The organism is Nonomuraea sp. NPDC050733, from assembly GCF_040654215.1.
Lineage (GTDB): Bacteria > Actinomycetota > Actinomycetes > Streptosporangiales > Streptosporangiaceae > Nonomuraea.
In genome coordinates, this window is record NZ_JBFAHO010000004.1 from 54,629 (window position 1) to 72,613 (window position 17,985).

The window sequence follows — 17,985 nt, forward strand, 5'->3', positions numbered from 1 at the left end:
CGCAAGCCTTCCCCCCCATGGGGGCGGGGTCATCGCTCCTGCGGGCTTCTGATCGGTTTTCCGCGCCTGTCCGCTCTCCGCTCCCGATCACGTACGGCTGGTCGCGGGCCGGTCCTCCGCCCTCGCTCGCTCAGCCGCCCGCTCAGCCGTACGTGTCGCCCGGGCCGCGGCTTCCCGTGACCCGCAGGCCACCCTGACGCGGCCCGTGCTGCGGTCCCTTGACCTTGACCCTCGTCACCGTGCCCTCCCCCAGCTCCTCGTTGAGCCGCCGCAGCAGCGTGCGCGCGAGCAGCCGCACCTGGGTGGCCCACGCCGTGGAGTCGGCCGAGATCAGCACCTCGCCGTCCTCGAACCCCTCCGGCTTGGTGTGGGCGGCCAGGTCGGGACCGACGATGTCGGCCCAGCGCCCGAACACGCCGCCGACGGCCGCCGGCCGCTCCCAGCCCCGCTCGGCCAGCAGGTCCCGGATGGCGCGGCCGAAGAGCTGGGGATCGCCGCCCTCCCGGCGGGGACCGGCCGCCTTGCGCCGCGGCTCACGGCGGGGGAGCTGGCCGCGCTTGGCCGCGTCGGCCTTGGCCTGGGCCAGCTTCTCCCTCGCCATGGCGGCGCCCCGGGCGGTGGGATTGTCGTCAACGGACACGGGTCACGCTCCCCTCTGCGACGTCGAAACGGGCGCCGGCCAGCTCGGGCGGCACGTCGTCGGGCACGGCGGCGGTGATCAGCACCTGCTCGGCGGGCGCGACGATCTCGGCCAGGCGGCGTCTGCGCTGGCCGTCGAGCTCGGCGAAGACGTCGTCGAGGATCAGGACCGGGTCGCCGCCGTCGGCGCGCAGCAGATCGTACGCGGCCAGGCGCAGTGCCAGCGCGAACGACCACGACTCGCCGTGGCTGGCGTAGCCGCGGGCGGGCAGGTCGCCGAGGCCGAGGACGAGGTCGTCGCGGTGCGGGCCGACGAGCGTGACACCGCGCTCCAGCTCGGCCGGGCGGACCTCCAATAGCCGCTCCCGCATCCGCTCTTCAAGGGTTTTCCCCAAGTCTGTGGATAACGTCTGCGCATCGGAAGATCCCCGCTCACCGGCGACTTCGTCCTCCGCGCCGTCCCCGCCTGTGGACAACGTGCTGCGGTAGTCGAGGGTCGCGGGGGCGCTCGTGGGGGCGAGCGCGGCGTACGCCCCGGCGACCAGCGGGCGCAGCGACTCGACCAGATCGAGGCGGGCCTGGAGGAGCTCCGCGCCGTGCCGCGCCAGATGCGCGTCCCAGACGTCCAGGGTGGCCGTCACGTCGCCGGCGCCCGCCGCCGCGAACCCGGAGTCACCCTCGGCCTTACGGGGGCTCCTGGAGCCTCTACGGGCCTGCGCGGCCGTGCGCAGCAGCGCGCCACGCTGCTTGAGCACCCGCTCGTAGTCGGCCCGCACCCCGGCGAACCGGGGCGCCCGCGCCACCAGCAGGTCGTCGAGGAAGCGCCGGCGCTCCGAGGGGTCGCCCTTGGCCAGCGCCAGGTCCTCCGGGGCGAACAGGACCGTCCGCAGCAGCCCGATGACGTCGCGCGGCCGCGCGGGCGAGCGGTTGAGCCGGGCGCGGTTGGCCCGGCCCGGGTTGATCTCCAGCTCCACCAGCGCCCGGCGGTCGTCCCTGTGGACGGCGCAGCGCACGATCGCCCGGCTCGCCCCCTGCCGCACCAGGGGCGCGTCGGTGGCCACCCGGTGACTGGAGTGCGTCGCGACGTAGCCGAGGGCCTCGACCAGGTTGGTCTTGCCCTGGCCGTTGGGTCCCACGAACGCCGTGACGCCCGGCTCCAGGCCGAGCTCCACGGAGGCGTAGGACCGGAAGTCGGTCAGCGACAGGTGGGCGACATGCACCCCACGAAGGTTAGTGGGCCACGCCGGTCACGTGGGCAACCGGCTTGCCCACCTGTGGAAAACCTGGGGGACGGGCCGGGCGCGGAAGTCCTACTGGGCCTCGCGCGGCGGTGTGACGTCGGCGCCGGGCGCGTCCGCGCCCTTCTCGGTGGAGCCCTCGGCCGCGGTCACCGCGTGGCCGCCGAACTGGTTGCGCAGCGCGGCGACGACCTTCATCGCGGGGGAGTCGTCCTGCCGCGAGGCGAACCGCGCGTACAGCGCCGCGGTGATCACGGGCAGGGGCACCGCGTGGTCGACGGCGGCCTGGACGGTCCAGCGGCCCTCGCCCGAGTCCTGGGCGTAGCCGCGTAGCTGGTCGAGGCGCTCGTCGTCGTCGAGGGCGCGGACGAGCAGGTCCAGCAGCCACGACCGGATGACCGTGCCGGTGCGCCAGCTGCTGAACGAGCCGCGCACGTCCTTGACGACGTCGGACGCCTCCAGCAGCTCCCAGCCCTCGGCGAAGGCCTGCATCATGCCGTACTCGATGCCGTTGTGGACCATCTTCGCGAAGTGGCCCGCGCCGACGTCACCCGCGTGGACGAAGCCGTCCTCGCCCTCGGGCTTCAGCGTCTCGAACACGGGCATCAGGTGGTCGACGGCGGCCTTGTCGCCGCCGCACATGAGCGCGTAGCCGTTCTGCAGGCCCCAGACGCCGCCGCTGACGCCGCAGTCGACGAAGCCGATGCCCTTCTCGGCCAGCTCCGCCGCGTGCTTCTGGTCGTCGACGTAGTGGGAGTTGCCGCCGTCGACGACGATGTCGCCCTCGCTGAGCAGGCGCCCGAGCTCGTCGATCGTCTGCTGGGTGGGCTTGCCCGCCGGGACCATCACCCAGACCGCGCGCGGCGCCTCCAGCCGTTCGACCAGCTCCTTCAGGCTGCCCACGTCGCTGACCTCGCGGTGGTGGTCGTATCCGACGACGTCATGGCCGCCGCGCCGGAGGCGCTCGGCCATGTTGCCACCCATCTTGCCGAGCCCGATCATGCCGATCTGCATCTTCTCTACCCCCTTGTCAGGCTTCCATCATCCCTGATGTCAGCTTCAGCCTGACAGGCGGATCGGCATGATCAGGTAACGGTAGTCGGGAGCGCCGTCGCCGTCCACAGGCTTGCCCCCGGTGAGGATGGCGGGCTTGGTGGACGTGGTCATCTGGAGCCGGGCCACGTCGGAGTCGATCGCACCCAGCCCTTCCAGCAGGAACTGGTGGTTGAAGGCGATGTTCATCTCCTCGCCCTCGTAGTCCACGGGCAGCACCTCGACGGCCTGCGCCTCGTCGCCGCTGCCGGCCTCCAGCACCACCTCGCCGCTCCTGAACGCGAGACGCACGGGGGTGTTGCGCTCGGCGACCAGGGCCACGCGCTTGACCGCCTCGACGAACGGGCCTGTGGACAGGTCGGCGCGCGCGGAGAACTCGGTGGGCAGCAGCGAGCGGTACTTGGGGAACTCGGGGTCGAGCAGGCGCGTGGTGGTGCGCCGGCCGCCGCTGGAGAAGCCGATCATGCCCTCGCCGGTGCCGCCGGCGGAGCTGAGCGCGATCTCCACCTCGGCGCCGGACGAGCCGAGTGCCTTGGCCGTGTCGGCGAGGGTCTTGCCGGGGATCATCGCGACGGCCGAGATGTCGGGCTGGCCGGGCTGCCACTTCAGCTCGCGCACGGCCAGGCGGTAGCGGTCGGTCGCGGCGAGGGTGACCAGGTCGCCCTCGATCTCCATGCGGACGCCGGTGAGCATCGGCAGCGTGTCGTCACGGCCGGCGGCGACGGCGACCTGCGCGACGGCGGAGGCGAACACGTCGCTGCCGACCCGCCCGGCGGCCGGCGGCATGGCCGGGAGCGTCGGGTAGTCCTCCACAGGCATGGTGAGGAGTGTGAACCGCGCGCTGCCGCACGTGACGACCGCCTTGGCGCCGTCCACCACGAAGTCCACAGGCTGTGCGGGAAGGGCGCGGGTGATCTCGGCGAGGAGCTTGCCGGAGACGAGGACGACTCCCGGCTCGCCGGTCTGGAGTTCGAGCGTCACCTGGGCGGAGACCTCGTAGTCGAAGCCGGAGAGTTTGAGCCGCTGCTCCTCGGTCACCTCCATGCGCATGCCGGCGAGCACGGGCACCGACGGGCGGGCGGGAAGGCTGCGCGCCGTCCACGCCACCGCCTCAGCGAGGACGTCTCGCTCGATTCGGAACATCACCGTGATCAGCCTCCTGGGTGCCTCGTTGAGATTTCAAAGTGTCTCGCCTCCCGCACCTCCGGTCCGGGAGAACCCTTCTATGGGTCTTGAGTTCTTTCTAGAAGAGATAAGTGGTCATCACACTAGGGGGTGTGGATACTGTGGACAACCGGCGTTTCCGCTGCTCAGGCCGCCTGTTTTCATCCACCGCCCCTGTGGGTGACGCCTGGGGACAACTTCGCCGCCTGGGGATGACGGAAAGTTGTGCACACGCTGTCCCCAGACAAGGGGGTGTTCATCCACCGGTCATCCACAAGGTTTCCACCGGTTATCCACGGGGTAAACCGCCTGTTCGCGCGGCCTCAAATGACTGTGCACAGGGCGTCCACAGGGCATCCACAGGTTGTCCCCAAGTTATCCGCAGGATGTCCCCACCTTTATCCCCAGCCCCTGTGGGCGAAATTTCCGGGCATTGTGGGGCGGCTGACGGCCCTCCGTGCGCGTTTCCCCTGGTCCACAGTGTTATCCACAGGCTGTGCATAACTGCTCAGGACCCGCTGGTGGTCTGTTTGATGCGCATTGTCAGCTCATTGACCTGGTTGTACATCGACCTGCGCTCCGCGATGAGGGAGCGGATCTTGCGCTCCGCGTGCATCACCGTCGTGTGGTCGCGGCCGCCGAACTGCTGGCCGATCTTCGGCAGCGACAGCTCCGTCAGCTCGCGGGCGAGGTACATCGCGATCTGACGGGCGTTCACCAGCGCCCGGCTGCGCGAGCTGCCGCACAGGTCGTCGATGCTGATGCCGAAGTACTCGGCGGTCTTGGCCATGATCGTCGCGATCGTTATCTCCGGGCCCGACTCGGAGGTGATCAGATCCTTCAGCACCACCTCGGCGAGCTGCAGGTCGACGCCCTGCCGGTTGAGGCTGGCGAACGCGGTCACCCTGATCAGGGCGCCTTCGAGCTCGCGGATGTTGGTGGAGATGCGGCTCGCGATGTACTCCAGCACCTCGGGCGGCGCGGCCAGGCCCTCCTGGATCGCCTTCTTCCGGAGGATGGCGATGCGGGTCTCCAGCTCGGGCGGCTGGACGTCGGTGATCAGGCCCCACTCGAACCGGTTGCGCAGCCGGTCCTCCAGCGTGATGAGCTGCTTGGGCGCCCGGTCGCTGGAGATGACGATCTGCTTGTTGGCGTTGTGCAGGGTGTTGAAGGTGTGGAAGAACTCCTCCTGCGTCTGCTCCTTGCCCTCCAGGAACTGGATGTCGTCCACGAGCAGGATGTCGATCGCGCGGTAGCGCCCGCGGAAGCCGTCGGCCTTGTGGTCGCGGATGCTGTTGATGAAGTCGTTGGTGAACTCCTCCGAGCTCACGTACCTCACCCGCGCGCCGTCGTACAGGCTCTGCGCGTAATGACCGATGGCGTGCAGGAGATGCGTCTTGCCGAGCCCCGAGTCGCCATAGATGAAGAGCGGGTTGTACGCCTTCGCGGGGGATTCGGCCACGGCCACGGCCGCGGCGTGTGCGAACCGGTTGCTGGCCCCGATGACGAATGTCTCAAACGTGTACTTCTGGTTGAGTCTGGCCGGTTCGCTGGGTTTCGTGCTCTTCGCCTCCCACCGGTTCGGCGGCGGCTCCGGCGCCTTTTCCACAGGCGGTGTGTACGGCTGTGCCTGTTCAAAACTGAAGCCAGGCTGTGGATATTCGGTGGACGACTGAGCCGGCTCGGCCTGTGGAGAATAGAACTGCGGGGGCTCTGAAGCCGCGTAATGCTGGGACGACGGGGGCTGGGGGAAACGCAGCTGCTGATCCACACCCTGGGGATAACCGTTGCCCACAGGCTGTTGATGAGTCTCGCCGGAGGGCTGCTCGGGGGCGGTCGTGTCGATCATCACGGCCAGCCGCACGGCCTTGCCGAGCTCCTGCGACAGCGCCGTCGTCACCGGCTGGCGCAGCTTGCCCTCGATGAGGTCCTTGAGGAAGTCGTTGGGGACGCCGAGCACGATCGTGTCGCCGGCCGCGGCGATCGGGCGGACCATGGACAGCCACGTGCGCTGCTGCACGGGGACGTTCTCGTTGATGAAGTTGCCCAGAGCCCTGGACCAGACCGTGGCGAGCTCGGCAGCGTTCATGGCGCCACTCCCCTCCTTCCTTTCCGCGGCCCCCCGCGATTGTTTATCCACACCCGGGTGCCGCCTGTGTGACGGTCGACCCCGTCCGTCCACAGCCCGGGAACCGGGCGCGCGGCCCAGGATCTCCACAGGCGATCCACAGGATGTCCACAGCCTCACATGGCCCCGGACTGGCCGACAGTAGCTATGTGCACAGCTGTGTTCAAGACGTTGTCCACAGCCTAGTGGCACCTGGGTGCACATACTGTGGACACGGCCGGGGCGGTGGAAAACCCGCCTGTGGATAGGTGGATAACCTCGCGGCGGCGTCCGCCGGTTTGACCTAGGACGCGTCTGGCCCGTAACGTACGACGGTCGGCTTGCCACGCGACGGCTATTTCGCGTGCCCTCGCTCCCACGGCAGGCCAGCCATGTGTTTAAAGCGCCCCTGGGCGCACCATCAAGCCTGGAGCCCACCCGTGAGCAAGCGTACTTTCCAGCCGAACAACCGTCGTCGCGCGAAGACCCACGGCTTCCGGCTGCGGATGCGCACCCGGGCCGGCCGCGCCATTCTCGCCGCCCGTCGTCGCAAGGGCCGCGAGAAGCTGTCGGCCTGATCGCCCCGCGCCTGATAGTCCGCCCGCCGGTGATGTCCGCCGGCGGGCGATAGGCGTATACGGTCCTTTCACGTGCTGTCCCGAGAATCCCGCATGCGGCGCGGGGAGGAGTTCCAGGAGGCGATCAAGCGCGGCAGACGCGCCGGTCGCCCCACTTTGGTGGTGCATCTCGTTATTTCGGGGGATGAGACACCTCGGGTGGGTTTCGTGGTGAGCCGAGCCGTCGGTGGCGCCGTCATCCGCAACAAGGTCAAGCGTCGGCTTCGACACCTGATGCGGGACCGTCTCGCACGGCTGCCGAGAGGTAGCCTGCTTGTGGTACGCGCCAATCCACCGGCCGCGTCAGCGCGATCCGAGCACCTAGCCGCCGAGCTTGACCTCGCACTGGATCGACTCCTGAGGCGGCGCGAGTCCTCGATGGATGGACAAAGATGACGGAGCAGCCGCAGGGGATGCCGAGCCTCGCCGCTCGGGCACTGATCCTCCCCATCCGGTTCTACCGGGCCTTCATCGGCCCGATGCTCGGTCCGCACTGCCGTTTCCATCCTTCGTGCAGCGCATACGGGCTCGAGGCGATCGCCGTACACGGTGCATTGCGCGGCACCTGGCTGACTGTCCGGCGCATCGGGCGGTGCCATCCATTTCACCCCGGAGGTATAGACCCGGTGCCCCCACGCCCGGTTCGGTCCCACGAAATGCAAGGGAGATAGCTCGGTGGAGCTGTCCTGGCTGAGCTGGCTCTATGAAGCCGTAGCCCACGTCATCATCTGGATCCATACGGGATACAGCACGTTCCTCAACCCGGACGGCGGGCTGACCTGGGCGCTGACCATCATCACGCTGACCGTGTTCATGAGGATCCTGATCTTCCCCCTGTTCCTCAAGCAGATGCGCTCGTCGCGGAAGATGCAGGAACTGGCCCCCAAGGTCGCGGAGCTTCGTAAGCGGTACAAGAACGACAAGCAGCGCATGAACCAGGAGGTCATGGCGCTGTACCAAGGGCAGGGCGCCAACCCCCTCGGTGGCTGCCTGCCCGTCGTCGCGCAGTTCCCGATCTTCATCTCCATGTTCACCGTGCTGCGGGCGATGGCCGACGGCCGCGCCGTCTACGGCATGACGCAGGAGCTCGTCGACAGCGCCAGGTCCGCGCACATCTTCGGCGCGCCGCTCCCGGCCAGCTTCTTCATGTCCGAGGCGCAGATCACGGGCTTCGACGCGACGGTCATCCAGACCAAGATCGTGCTCGGCATCTTCGTGGCGATCAGCTCGCTGACCACGTTCCTCACCGTCCGGCAGAGTGTGGGCCGCTCCATGGCCCAGATGCCGGACAACCCCATGGCGCAGCAGCAGAAGATCCTCATGTACATCTCGCCGCTGTTCGCCTTCTTCAGCCTGAACTTCCCGCTCGGCCTGATCCTCTACTGGGTCACCACCAACCTGTGGACGCTCGGCCAGCAGCACTGGTTCTACAGCCGGCACCCCATGCCGCAGTACGACGCCAAGGGCAACGTCATCCCCGTCCAGCCCAAGCAGGGGCTCATCTCCAAGATCCGTGGCACTACTCCCGAAGAGCAGGCGCCCCCCGCTCCGCCCGAGCCTAAGATCGTCAGACAGCAGCCCACCCGCCAGCCCCGCAGCAAGCGAACCGGCAGCAAGAAGTCGTGAACACGAAGGAGAGGGCGGTCATGACCGAGGCCGAGCAGGAGAAGGCTCCTGATCTCAACGCGCTCGAGCAGGAGGGCGAGATCGCGGCCGACTACATCGAGGGCCTTCTCGACATCGCCGACATCGACGGCGACATCGACATGGACGTCGAGGGCGACCGTGCCCTCGTCTCCGTCGTCGGGCTCAAGGGCAACGAGCTCGTCGGACCCGAGGGCGAGGTCCTGGAGGCGCTCCAGGAGCTCACCCGCCTGGCCGTGCACCGGCAGACCGGGGAGCGGTCGCGCCTCATGCTCGACGTCGCCGGCTACCGCGAGCGCCGCCGCGCCGAGCTGACCAAGCTGGGCAGCGAGGTCGCCCACCAGGTCCGGGAGAAGGGCGAGCCCAAGTCGCTGAGCCCCATGACCCCGTTCGAGCGCAAGATCGTCCACGACGCCGTGGCCGCCGCCGGGCTCCGCAGCGAGTCCGAGGGCGAGGAGCCTCAGCGGTACGTGGTGGTCTTCCCCGCCTGACCCGGCCCCGTGCACCAGTCCGGCCGCCAGCCCCGACACGCGAGGGCTGGCGGCCGTTCGCATGTATCCCGCCATTCGCCCGCCATGGGAGGTACGCGACTCCGTACGGAAGCGCGGGACGCCCGGCGGGGTGGTTCGGTGGTCTCCCGGTGACGTCTCGTACGAGCCGCACTCGAGAAGGTGGCTAGCCTTGACTCGACACCGCCCGCGGACCGCCGCAGACGTCATCCGTCACCACCCCGAGAAAGGGCCACCTACCAGTGAGCGATGAGCTACCCGCTCCGCCCGGCATCGCACGGGACGTCTTCACCGGCGAGGCATGGGACCGGGCGAACACCTTCGCCGAGCTCCTGGCCGGGCCCGGCGTCGTGCGCGGCCTGCTGGGCCCGCGCGAGGTGCCGCGCATCTGGGACCGCCACCTGCTCAACTGCGCCGTCGTCGCCGAGGCCGTGCCCGAGGACGTCAGCCTGGTCGACATCGGCTCCGGCGCCGGGCTTCCCGGACTGGTGCTGGCGATCGTCCGGCAGGACGTTCAGGTCTCCCTCCTGGAGCCGTTGCTGCGCCGCACCGTCTTCCTGGAGGAGTGCGTCGAGGCGCTGAAGCTGAGCAACGTCGAGGTGGTGCGCGGCCGGGCGGAGGAGCTGGCGGGCAAACGGGTGTTCGACGTGGCGAGCGCTCGCGCGGTCGCGCCGCTGGACCGGCTGCTGAAGTGGGCCATGCCGCTCCTGCGCGAAGGCGGCGAGCTGATCGCCATGAAGGGGGAGCGCGCCGCCGAGGAGCTCACCGAGGCCGAGCCACAGCTCCGCGCCGTTGGAGCGAGGACGGCTGAGCTTGTCACAGTCGGGCGCGGTAAGGTCGAGCCGCCTGCGACACTGGTCCGGGTGGTAGCAGGTCGCGCGCCGGAGGTTGCCAGGCGGCGACGAAGGAGGTGACGGTGGTGCCAGTCGCGTCAAGCGGTCTTGGCTGGCCCGACGGTCCTCTGGCCGAAAGTCCCACGGGCGTGGGCTGGCCCGAATTGGGCGTGTCGCCGCAGCGAATTCCCGACACCGGCCCACCACGGGTTGAAAGGATGGCCATCGTGACCCAGACCCCACTGAACCCCGGCGATTCCCCTTTGGTACGAGAGGCGCTCACCTCCGTGGTTTCACGTGAAACATCTGCGACTCAGGCGGCCACCCAAGCCGGAGACGCCCCCGGCGGCAGTGAGAGTGCTTGGCCCCGCCCGTCGAAGTGCAGAGTGATCGCGGTTGCCAACCAGAAGGGCGGCGTCGGCAAGACCACGACGTCCGTCAACATCGCGGCGGCGCTCTCCATGAACGGCCAGCGCGTCCTGGTCGTTGATCTTGACCCCCAGGGCAACGCCTCAACGGCGCTGGCCACCGAGCACCGCGGTGACGTCCCCGACGTGTACCAGGTCCTGGTGGACGACCTCCCGATGGCCGACATCGTGAAGCAGGTACCCGACATGCCGGGCCTGTACTGCGCTCCTGCCACGATCGACCTGGCCGGTGCGGAGATCGAGCTGGTCTCGCTGGTGGCCCGTGAGGCGCGACTGCGCCGTGCGTTCAGCGCGTACACCGCCGAGCTCGACTACATCATCATCGACTGCCCGCCGTCGCTCGGCCTGCTGACGGTCAACGCACTGGTGGCCGCGGACGAGGTCATGATCCCCATCCAGTGCGAGTACTACGCCCTGGAGGGCCTCGGCCAGCTCCTGCGCAACGTCGACCTGATCAAGGCGCACCTCAACCCGACGCTGCGGCTGTCGACGATTGTCCTCACCATGTACGACGGACGCACGCGCCTGGCGTCGCAGGTGGCGGAGGAGGTCCGGGCACACTTCGGTGAGACGGTCCTCAACACCGTGATCCCGCGCAGCGTCCGCCTGTCGGAGGCGCCCAGCTACGGGCAGTCGGTCATGACGTACGACCCGGGATCGAGCGGCGCCATGGCGTACATGGACGCGGCCAGAGAGATCGCCCACCACGTCGTGGTCTAGCACCGCTACCGAACCGGCGGGAACTCCCGGCCCGCTGCGGAGAAGAACTTCTCACCGGAACCCGCACAACGCCGGCGGTGGCGCCTGTGGCACCCCCGCGCAGCAAAGGGGGGCCCCGGGAGTGCGGCTGTGGGGAGTCGGTTCGGGACGTTTGGCAGGTGACCTCAACCGCTGAGGCTCGGCAGGTGGCGCGGGTATGGGCGCGCCATGTGTCCGCCCTGTCATGCCCGGGGTCCGGCTTGCCAGGTGTAAATCAGGCACAACGGCGTGTGGCGAGGACACACCGGGCCGCGTCGGCACCGGTAACCTCTCCTGGAGTGACCGGATTCGGCCGGGTGGAGGAGACGCAGTGAGTCAGCAGCGGCGGGGATTGGGCAAGGGGCTCGGGGCGCTCATCCCGACCGGTCCCATCGGTGACGGCACGGGGACGGCGCCGGACCCCGCCAACGGCACGACCACCGAGAGCGGCCCCCTGCCGATCGCCGGGGCGTACTTCAGGGAGATCCCCCTCAAAGCCATCGTGCCGAACCCTCGGCAGCCACGTGACATCTTCGACGAGGAGCGGCTGGAAGAGCTGGCGGCCTCCATCCGCGAGGTGGGCCTGCTGCAGCCGATCGTCGTCCGCTCGGTCGGCGGTGGCGAGTACGAGCTGATCATGGGGGAGCGGCGCTGGCGTGCCTCCCGGCTGGCGGGGCTCGACCCGGTGCCGGCGATCGTGCGCAACACCCAGGACGACGACCTCCTCCGTGACGCCCTCATCGAGAACCTCCAGCGCGAGCAGCTCAACCCCCTCGAAGAGGCCGCCGCCTACCAGCAGCTCCTGGACGACTTCCGGGCGACGCACGAGCAGCTCGCCCAGAAGGTCGGCCGCTCCCGCTCCCACATCACCAACACCCTGCGTCTGCTCAACCTCCCGCCCGAGGTGCAGCTCCGGGTGGCGGCCGGCACCATCAGCGCCGGGCACGCCCGCGCCCTGCTGGGTCTCGACAGCGCGGCCGAGCAGATCCGGCTGGCCGACCGGATCGTGGCCGAGCTGCTGTCGGTGCGGGCGGTGGAGGAGATCGTCGCGCTCGGCGGTGCGACAGCGGCCCCCAAGCCTGCCCGCGAGCGCCGCCCCACCAACCGGCCCACCGCCCCCGGACTCACCCACCTCGCCGACCGCCTCTCGGACCACTTCGAGACGAAGGTCAAGGTGGACCTCGGCCGGCGCAAGGGGCGGATCGTGGTGGAGTTCGCCACGATCGACGACCTGGAGCGCATCATCGGCACCATGGCTCCTGAGGCCGCCCGCGCCATGCGTGAAGCCGACGCCTGACTCCTGTTTCACGTGAAACAACACCGCCGTGACCGCTGCGGCTGTTTCACGTGAAACCACAGGGTTCTTGCCGCCATCCCCGTGTTACCACTGCACCGCAACGGCCCGACGCCGTCGCCTGTCACCCATGGCACCGCAACGTGGCCGACCGCGTCCCACTATTCGCCCGTCTGTCGTCCGCGCCGCTCGCCGTCGGCCTGGGGCGTCCTCTCAATGTCGGGCGTCGCACGGCCGTCATGGGTCCTCGCTCGGGGCGCAGCTAGACGCTCCTGGGCCGCTTCCCCCACCGGTAGGGCTCATCGCCGCTCGTGCCTGACCCGTGTCGCCCGCCGGCCATCGCGTGCCGGTCCGTGCCGCCTGTCGGCCATCAGTCGTCGCTGGTCCTCGCTGGCCAATTGTCCTCACTGGCCCGTGGTCCTCAGTGACCCGTGGTCCTCACTGGCCACTTGTCCCCGCTGAGCCGCTTGTCCCCGCTGACTCGTGCGACTTCTCGGGCGTCGGCTGTGCCGGACGGCTCGGCGTTCGCGTTTCACGTGAAACTCCGTCGTCCTACCGTTCGGGTTTCACGTGAAACAACGGACCGCTGGCGAGTGGCTGTTTCACGTGAAACAGCGCCCGCAGAGCGAAGGCAAGCCGGGACTGCCCATCACCAGCCGCGTCCAAGTGACGCAGTTTCACGTGAAACATAGGCGTGGGACGCAGGCGTTGGAGGATGTCCGTCGAGCACCACTCAAGTGCCGACTGCCTTGCGGATGTCGTCCAGGAAGTCGTCCACGTGTTCCGGCGTGGTGTCGAAGGCGGTCATCCAGCGGACCACACCCGCGTCCTCGTCCCAGTAGTGGAAGAGGTAGCGCCCCAGCAACGCGGCGGCCGCGTCCTTCGGCAGGGCGGCGAAGACGGCGTTGCTCTGCAGCGGGTAGGCCAGTGAGACCCCTGGCAGTCCTTCGATCCCGGCAGCCAGGCGGGCGGCCATGGCGTTCGCGTGGGCGGCGTTGCGGCGCCACAGCTCGTCCGTCAGCAGAGCCGAGAGCTGCGCCGAGACGTACCGCATCTTGGAGGCGAGCTGGAGCGACTGCCGCCGCAGGAACGGCACGGCGTGCGCCAGGGACGGATCCAGGACGACCACCGCCTCGGCCCCCAGCGCGCCGTTCTTGGTGCCGCCGAAGCTGAAGACGTCCACACCGGCGTCCGTCGTGATGGTCCGGAGATCGCACTCCAGGTACGCCGCGGCGTTCGCCAGCCGGGCGCCGTCCACGTGCAGGCGCATTCCCGAGTCGTGCGCGACGCGGGCGAGCGCGGCGAGCTCGTCGGGGGAGTAGCAGGTGCCGAGCTCGGTCACCTGGGAGACGGAGACGACGCGCGGCTGCGGCTCGTGCGCGAGGCCCAGAACACCCAGGCGGCTGGTGATGTGGTGCGGTCGCAGCTTGCCGTCCTCCGTCGGGACGGTGATGAGCTTGACCCCCAGCAGCCGCTCCGCCGCGCCGGTCTCGTGCGTGGCGATGTGCGCGCTCTCCGGGCAGATGACGGCGTCGTAGCGGCCCAGCATGAGGGCCAGTCCGACCATGTTGGCCCCGGCGCCGTTGAACACGGCGAATCCCTCCGCCGCGCCGCCGAACACTTCCTTGACCTGACGCTCGAAGCCCTCGGTCCATCGGTCGCCTCCGTACGCGGGGGCGTCGCCGTCGTTGGCGGCCGTCATGGCGTCGAGAACGGCCGGATGCACGCCGGCGTGGTTGTCGCTGGCGAAGCTCTTGGGATAGATGGAATCGATCAGCACATGTCAAGGCTACTGATGTGGGCCGAGCCGGCCTCCCCAGGGAAGGCCGCCCTCCCCACCGAAGGGCTCCTCGACGGCGGTCAGCCCTGGGCGCGGCCGGCCGCGTGGCGGAGCAGGATGAGGCAGAGGGCGCCCAGGTCCTGACCCGCCGCCTCCGCCGCCATCGGCAGGAGGCTCGTCTCGGTCATGCCGGGCGCGACGTTGACCTCCAGGAAGTGCGGCTGTCCCGAGGCGTCCACGATGAGATCCGTTCGGGAGATGTCGCGCAGTCCCAGCGCGGTGTGGGCCTTCACGGCCGCCTCGGCGCAGGCCGCCGCGGCGTCGGGCGTGAGGCGGGCCGGGGCGAAGAACTCGGTGTGCCCTGCCGTGTAGCGGGCCGCGTAGTCGTAGACCCCCGCGTCCGGAACGATCTCGACCGGCGGCAGCGCCACGGGACCGTGCCCGAGGTCGACCACCGAGACCGACACCTCCACTCCTTCCACGTACCGCTCGATCAGCGCGGTGTCGCCGTAGGCGAAGCAGCCCACCATCGCGGCGGGCAGCTCCTCGGCGGTGCGCACGAACGAGGCGCCCAGCGCGGAGCCGCCCCGGGCGGGCTTGACGAAGAGGGGAAGGCCGAGCCGATCCACGATGCGCCCGAGCACGGCCGTGGCGCCCAGGTCGTGGAACGTCTCCTTCGGCAGCGTGACGGACTCCGGCGTGCGCAGTCCGACCGAGCGGACGACCCCCTTGGCGGTGGGCTTGTCGAAGGCCACCCGGCACGCGTCGGGGTCCGCGCCGACGTACGGCACGCCGAGCAGCTCCAGCACCGTACGGATCGCGCCGTCCTCGCCGGCGCCGCCGTGCAGCGTGACGAAGACGGCGTCCGGCGGATCGGCGAGGATGGAGGGCACGAGCGACGCATCGGTGTCACGGGTCTCCACGTCGATGCCCGCCGCGCGCAGCACCTCGCTCACGCGGCGGCCCGAGCGCAGGGACACCTCACGCTCGTACGAGAGGCCCCCGGCCAGCACGAGCACGTGGCCCAGATCGCTCATCACATCTCCTCCGCTGATGGCACGCTGTCCAACCGTACCGGCGGCGGGCAGCCCTGGTGTACGGCGGGCGGCACCGGCGACCGCGTGGCGTCATCCGGTCGTCCGCGCGCCGCCCGATCCGGTGCCGACCACGGTGCGGTGCCCGGCCGCGATGCGGTGTCGGCCGTTCCGGTGTCGGCCGCGGTGCGGTGCTGAGCGGTGGAGGTGGTGGTGCTGCTGGGATCCGTACGGTGCGGTCCCTGCCCTGTGATCACGCAGCACCCGTCATACCGGCGAGCCCGCACCAAGAAGGGACCGTACGGGCGGCGTCCGCGCGGGGACGCCGGCCCGTACAGGTGCGAATGCGAATGGAACCAGGAGCAGGCGGGAGGGAAAGCCTCAGGCCAGGTCGGGGCCCGGCGTGTCGACACCCGCGTGCCCGCGCGTGGAGCCCGTGCCGAACGTGTCGCGTAGCTGGATCTCCTGCTCGATCACCCCGGCGAGCCGTCGGACGCCCTCCCGGATGCGGTCCGGCTCCGGGTAGCAGTACGACAGGCGCATGTTGCGCGCCCCGCTCCCGTCCGAGAAGAATCCCGTGCCGGGCACGAAGGCCACCCGCTCCGCCACCGCGCGCGGCAGGATGGCCTTGGAGTCGAGCCCCTCGGGCAACGACGCCCAGACGAAGAACCCGCCTCCCGGCCGCGTCCAGGTGACCTCGGATGGCATGAGCGCCCCCAGGGCCTCCAGCAGCGCGTCACGGCGCTCCCGGTACAGCTCCCTGAACGACTTGATCTGCTCCTGCCATGGCTGCGTGGCCAGGTACTGGCCGACGGCGAGCTGCGTGAACGACGAGTGCGACAGGACGGCCGACTCCATGGCCAGGACGAGCTTGTCGCGGATGGCGTGCGGGGCGAGCGCCCAGCCGACGCGGAACCCGGGCGCGAGCGTCTTGGAGAACGACCCGAGGTAGACGACCCCGTCGGCGTTGTCCGCGCGCAGGGCGCGCATCGGCTCGCCGTCGAAGCCGAGCAGCCCGTACGGGTTGTCCTCGACGATGAGCACGCCGGCCCGCTGGCAGATGTCGAGCACCTGCTGACGGCGGGCCACGTTGAGCGTGACGCCGCCGGGGTTGTGGAACGTCGGGATCGTGTAGAGGAACTTGATCGGCGCCCCGGCGGTCTCCAGGGCGTAGATGGTCTGCGCCAGCGACTCGGGCACGATGCCCTGGTCGTCCATGGCGACGTGCACCACCTTGGCCTCGTACGCGGCGAACGTCCCGAGGGCGCCCACGTAGGACGGGCCCTCGGCCAGCACCACGTCGCCGGGGTCGATGAAGATGCGGGTGATCAGGTCGAGCGCCTGCTGCGACCCCACGGTGACGACGACGTCGTCCGCCCCGGCCTGGATCCCCTCCAGCCGCATGACCTCGCAGATCTGCTCGCGCAGGTGCGGATCGCCCTGGCCGGAGCCGTACTGCAGGGCCACCGGGCCACGCCTGGTGACCAGGTCGGAGACGAGCTCGCCGACCATGTCGAGGGGAAGGGCCGTGACGTACGGCATGCCGCCGGCGAGCGAGACCACCTCTGGTCTCGACGCGACGGCGAAGAGAGCTCGGATCTCGGAGGCGACCATCCCGGTAGCTCGCGCGGCGTACCGGTCGACGTAGGCGTCGATGCGCGATCCATGGATCGCGGGTGTCTGACCGTGATTGAGCTCTTCTGTCACGGTCCACCTCCTCGGTGTCAGATAGACCTGGAACAACAGATTACGCCAGTCGGGCATGTCGCCCGTGACCGGGCTGGACGCCGTGGTACCCGCTGACGGCGTTCCACTGAGCTACGATGCCAGCTGGGGACGCGGTTTTCGCGGGCTTTTCCGGGTCAACGATTGGGGCCGTAGTTGTCGCGCCGGCTGGTCAACATCACCCTGGACAATCTTGACGATCTGCCCCGCCGCTGCCGGCGGTGCGTGTTCTGGGAGCTCGACCCCCTCGGCGGCGAGCGCGCTGTCGACTCGGGGGATCCCGCGCTGGAGAAGGAGGCGTGGATCTCCGCCACCCTGCTGGAGTGGGGCAGCTGCGGGAAGATCGTGTACGTCGACGGGGTGCCCGCCGGGTTCGTCCTGTACAGCCCGCCGCTCTACACCCCGCGCTCCCTCGCCTTCCCGACCTCGCCGGTCAGCGCCGACGCGGTGCTGCTGATGACGGCGCACATCATCCCCGAGTTCTCGGGCGGCGGCCTGGGGCGGATGCTGATCCAGGGCATGGCCAAGGACCTGACCCGGCGGGGCGTCAAGGCCATCGAGGCGTTCGGCGACCTGAAGTGGGAGGAGCCGAGCTGCGTGGTGCCGGCCGACTACCTGCTCTCGGTCGGGTTCAAGACGGTACGGCCGCATCTGCGCTTCCCCCGGCTACGGCTGGAGCTGAAGACGGCCGTGTCGTGGCGCGAGGACGTCGAGGTGGCGCTGGAGCGGCTCCTCGGCTCCATGAGCCCGGAACGCGCCCTTCGCCCCGTCTGAGCCGCTTCCAGGCCCGTACAACGAGAAGGCCCCCCGCGCGAGCGGAGGGCCTTCGTCATCGGTACAGGGTGACCGCGGAGCCTCAGATGATGCCGTCGAGCTCGCGCAGCAGCATGGCCTTCGGCTTGGCGCCGATGATCTGCTTGACGACCTCGCCGCCCTTGAAGACGTTCATGGTCGGGATCTGCAGCACGCCGTAGTCGCGCGGCACGTTGGGGTTCTCGTCGATGTTGAGCTTGACGATCTCCAGCTTGTCGCCGTGCTCCTTGGCGATCTCTTCGAGGATGGGCGCGACCTGACGGCACGGGCCGCACCACTCGGCCCAGAAGTCGACCAGAACGGGCTTGTCGCTCTTGAGGACGTCGGCCTCGAACGTGGCGTCGGTTACTGCCTTCACGGTGTGCGCTC

17 protein-coding genes and 1 pseudogene are annotated in these 17,985 nt (G+C 69.6%); 9 read left to right on the plus strand and 9 right to left on the minus strand.

All coding sequences use genetic code 11. The features are described from left to right. Positions 1 to 142 precede the first annotated feature (142 nt). The 5 genes and pseudogenes from AB0H64_RS09795 to dnaA all read right to left on the minus strand — a co-directional run bounded on the left by AB0H64_RS09795 (position 143) and on the right by dnaA (position 6,183). Positions 143 to 640, minus strand: coding sequence for a DciA family protein (locus tag AB0H64_RS09795; protein WP_357622318.1), 498 nt, complete (start codon positions 638 to 640; stop codon positions 143 to 145). Then, a complete protein-coding gene (recF, locus tag AB0H64_RS09800) occupies positions 630 to 1,859 on the minus strand; it encodes a DNA replication/repair protein RecF (RefSeq protein WP_310707763.1) in 1,230 nt (409 codons plus the stop codon). The genes AB0H64_RS09795 and recF overlap by 11 nt, the downstream gene beginning before the upstream one ends. 90 nt (positions 1,860 to 1,949) lie before the next feature. Then, positions 1,950 to 2,894: pseudogene (gene gnd, locus AB0H64_RS09805) on the minus strand (phosphogluconate dehydrogenase (NAD(+)-dependent, decarboxylating)); the annotation flags it as partial. A 42-nt stretch (positions 2,895 to 2,936) separates the two neighbouring features. After that, positions 2,937 to 4,076 (minus strand): DNA polymerase III subunit beta, encoded by a 1,140-nt coding sequence (gene dnaN, locus AB0H64_RS09810; protein WP_357622323.1) that lies wholly within the window; start codon positions 4,074 to 4,076, stop codon positions 2,937 to 2,939. 526 nt (positions 4,077 to 4,602) lie between these two features. Beyond that, on the minus strand, positions 4,603 to 6,183 hold the full coding sequence (dnaA, locus tag AB0H64_RS09815) for a chromosomal replication initiator protein DnaA (RefSeq protein WP_357622326.1): 1,581 nt from the start codon (positions 6,181 to 6,183) through the stop codon (positions 4,603 to 4,605). Between the two features lie 458 nt (positions 6,184 to 6,641). Here dnaA and rpmH point away from each other — a divergent pair, with 458 nt between their 5' ends. The 8 genes from rpmH (at position 6,642) to AB0H64_RS09855 (ending at position 12,267) form a co-directional block, all read left to right on the plus strand. Beyond that, a complete protein-coding gene (rpmH, locus tag AB0H64_RS09820; protein WP_043614899.1) occupies positions 6,642 to 6,779 on the plus strand; it encodes a 50S ribosomal protein L34 in 138 nt (45 codons plus the stop codon). A gap of 72 nt (positions 6,780 to 6,851) precedes the next feature. Further along, entirely contained in the window at positions 6,852 to 7,214 is a 363-nt protein-coding gene (gene rnpA / locus AB0H64_RS09825; protein WP_357622329.1) for a ribonuclease P protein component, read from the plus strand. A 17-nt stretch (positions 7,215 to 7,231) separates the two neighbouring features. Beyond that, positions 7,232 to 7,489: a membrane protein insertion efficiency factor YidD gene (gene yidD, locus AB0H64_RS09830; protein WP_310708156.1), complete on the plus strand. Its 258-nt coding sequence runs from the start codon at positions 7,232 to 7,234 to the stop codon at positions 7,487 to 7,489. A gap of 4 nt (positions 7,490 to 7,493) precedes the next feature. Beyond that, on the plus strand, positions 7,494 to 8,444 hold the full coding sequence (gene yidC, locus AB0H64_RS09835; RefSeq protein ID WP_357622332.1) for a membrane protein insertase YidC: 951 nt from the start codon (positions 7,494 to 7,496) through the stop codon (positions 8,442 to 8,444). A gap of 20 nt (positions 8,445 to 8,464) precedes the next feature. Beyond that, positions 8,465 to 8,953, plus strand: a complete 489-nt coding sequence (locus AB0H64_RS09840; protein ID WP_310708157.1) for a R3H domain-containing nucleic acid-binding protein — start codon at positions 8,465 to 8,467, stop codon at positions 8,951 to 8,953. 260 nt (positions 8,954 to 9,213) lie between these two features. Then, positions 9,214 to 9,885: a 16S rRNA (guanine(527)-N(7))-methyltransferase RsmG gene (gene rsmG / locus AB0H64_RS09845; protein ID WP_357622335.1), complete on the plus strand. Its 672-nt coding sequence runs from the start codon at positions 9,214 to 9,216 to the stop codon at positions 9,883 to 9,885. Positions 9,886 to 10,022: 137 nt separating this feature from the next. Beyond that, on the plus strand, positions 10,023 to 10,952 hold the full coding sequence (locus tag AB0H64_RS09850) for a ParA family protein (protein WP_357622338.1): 930 nt from the start codon (positions 10,023 to 10,025) through the stop codon (positions 10,950 to 10,952). 349 nt (positions 10,953 to 11,301) lie between these two features. Next, on the plus strand, positions 11,302 to 12,267 hold the full coding sequence (locus tag AB0H64_RS09855) for a ParB/RepB/Spo0J family partition protein (protein ID WP_357622341.1): 966 nt from the start codon (positions 11,302 to 11,304) through the stop codon (positions 12,265 to 12,267). Positions 12,268 to 12,997: 730 nt separating this feature from the next. Here the strand turns inward: AB0H64_RS09855 and AB0H64_RS09860 are convergent. The 3 genes from AB0H64_RS09860 to AB0H64_RS09870 form a co-directional block, all read right to left on the minus strand. After that, a complete protein-coding gene (locus AB0H64_RS09860) occupies positions 12,998 to 14,044 on the minus strand; it encodes a beta-eliminating lyase-related protein (RefSeq protein ID WP_357622344.1) in 1,047 nt (348 codons plus the stop codon). Positions 14,045 to 14,124: 80 nt separating this feature from the next. Then, entirely contained in the window at positions 14,125 to 15,081 is a 957-nt protein-coding gene (locus AB0H64_RS09865; RefSeq protein ID WP_357622347.1) for a D-alanine--D-alanine ligase, read from the minus strand. A gap of 378 nt (positions 15,082 to 15,459) precedes the next feature. Next, positions 15,460 to 16,692 (minus strand): PLP-dependent aminotransferase family protein, encoded by a 1,233-nt coding sequence (locus tag AB0H64_RS09870; protein ID WP_357622959.1) that lies wholly within the window; start codon positions 16,690 to 16,692, stop codon positions 15,460 to 15,462. Positions 16,693 to 16,959: 267 nt separating this feature from the next. On the opposite strand from AB0H64_RS09870, the gene AB0H64_RS09875 reads away from it, so the two are divergent. Continuing rightward, the gene (locus AB0H64_RS09875; RefSeq protein WP_310707773.1) at positions 16,960 to 17,577 is read left to right on the plus strand and encodes a GNAT family N-acetyltransferase; all 618 of its coding nucleotides are present in this window, start codon (positions 16,960 to 16,962) and stop codon (positions 17,575 to 17,577) included. A gap of 82 nt (positions 17,578 to 17,659) precedes the next feature. Here AB0H64_RS09875 and trxA read toward each other — a convergent pair whose 3' ends face one another. Then, positions 17,660 to 17,974 (minus strand): thioredoxin, encoded by a 315-nt coding sequence (gene trxA / locus AB0H64_RS09880; protein ID WP_357622350.1) that lies wholly within the window; start codon positions 17,972 to 17,974, stop codon positions 17,660 to 17,662. Between the last annotated feature and the right edge of the window lie 11 nt (positions 17,975 to 17,985).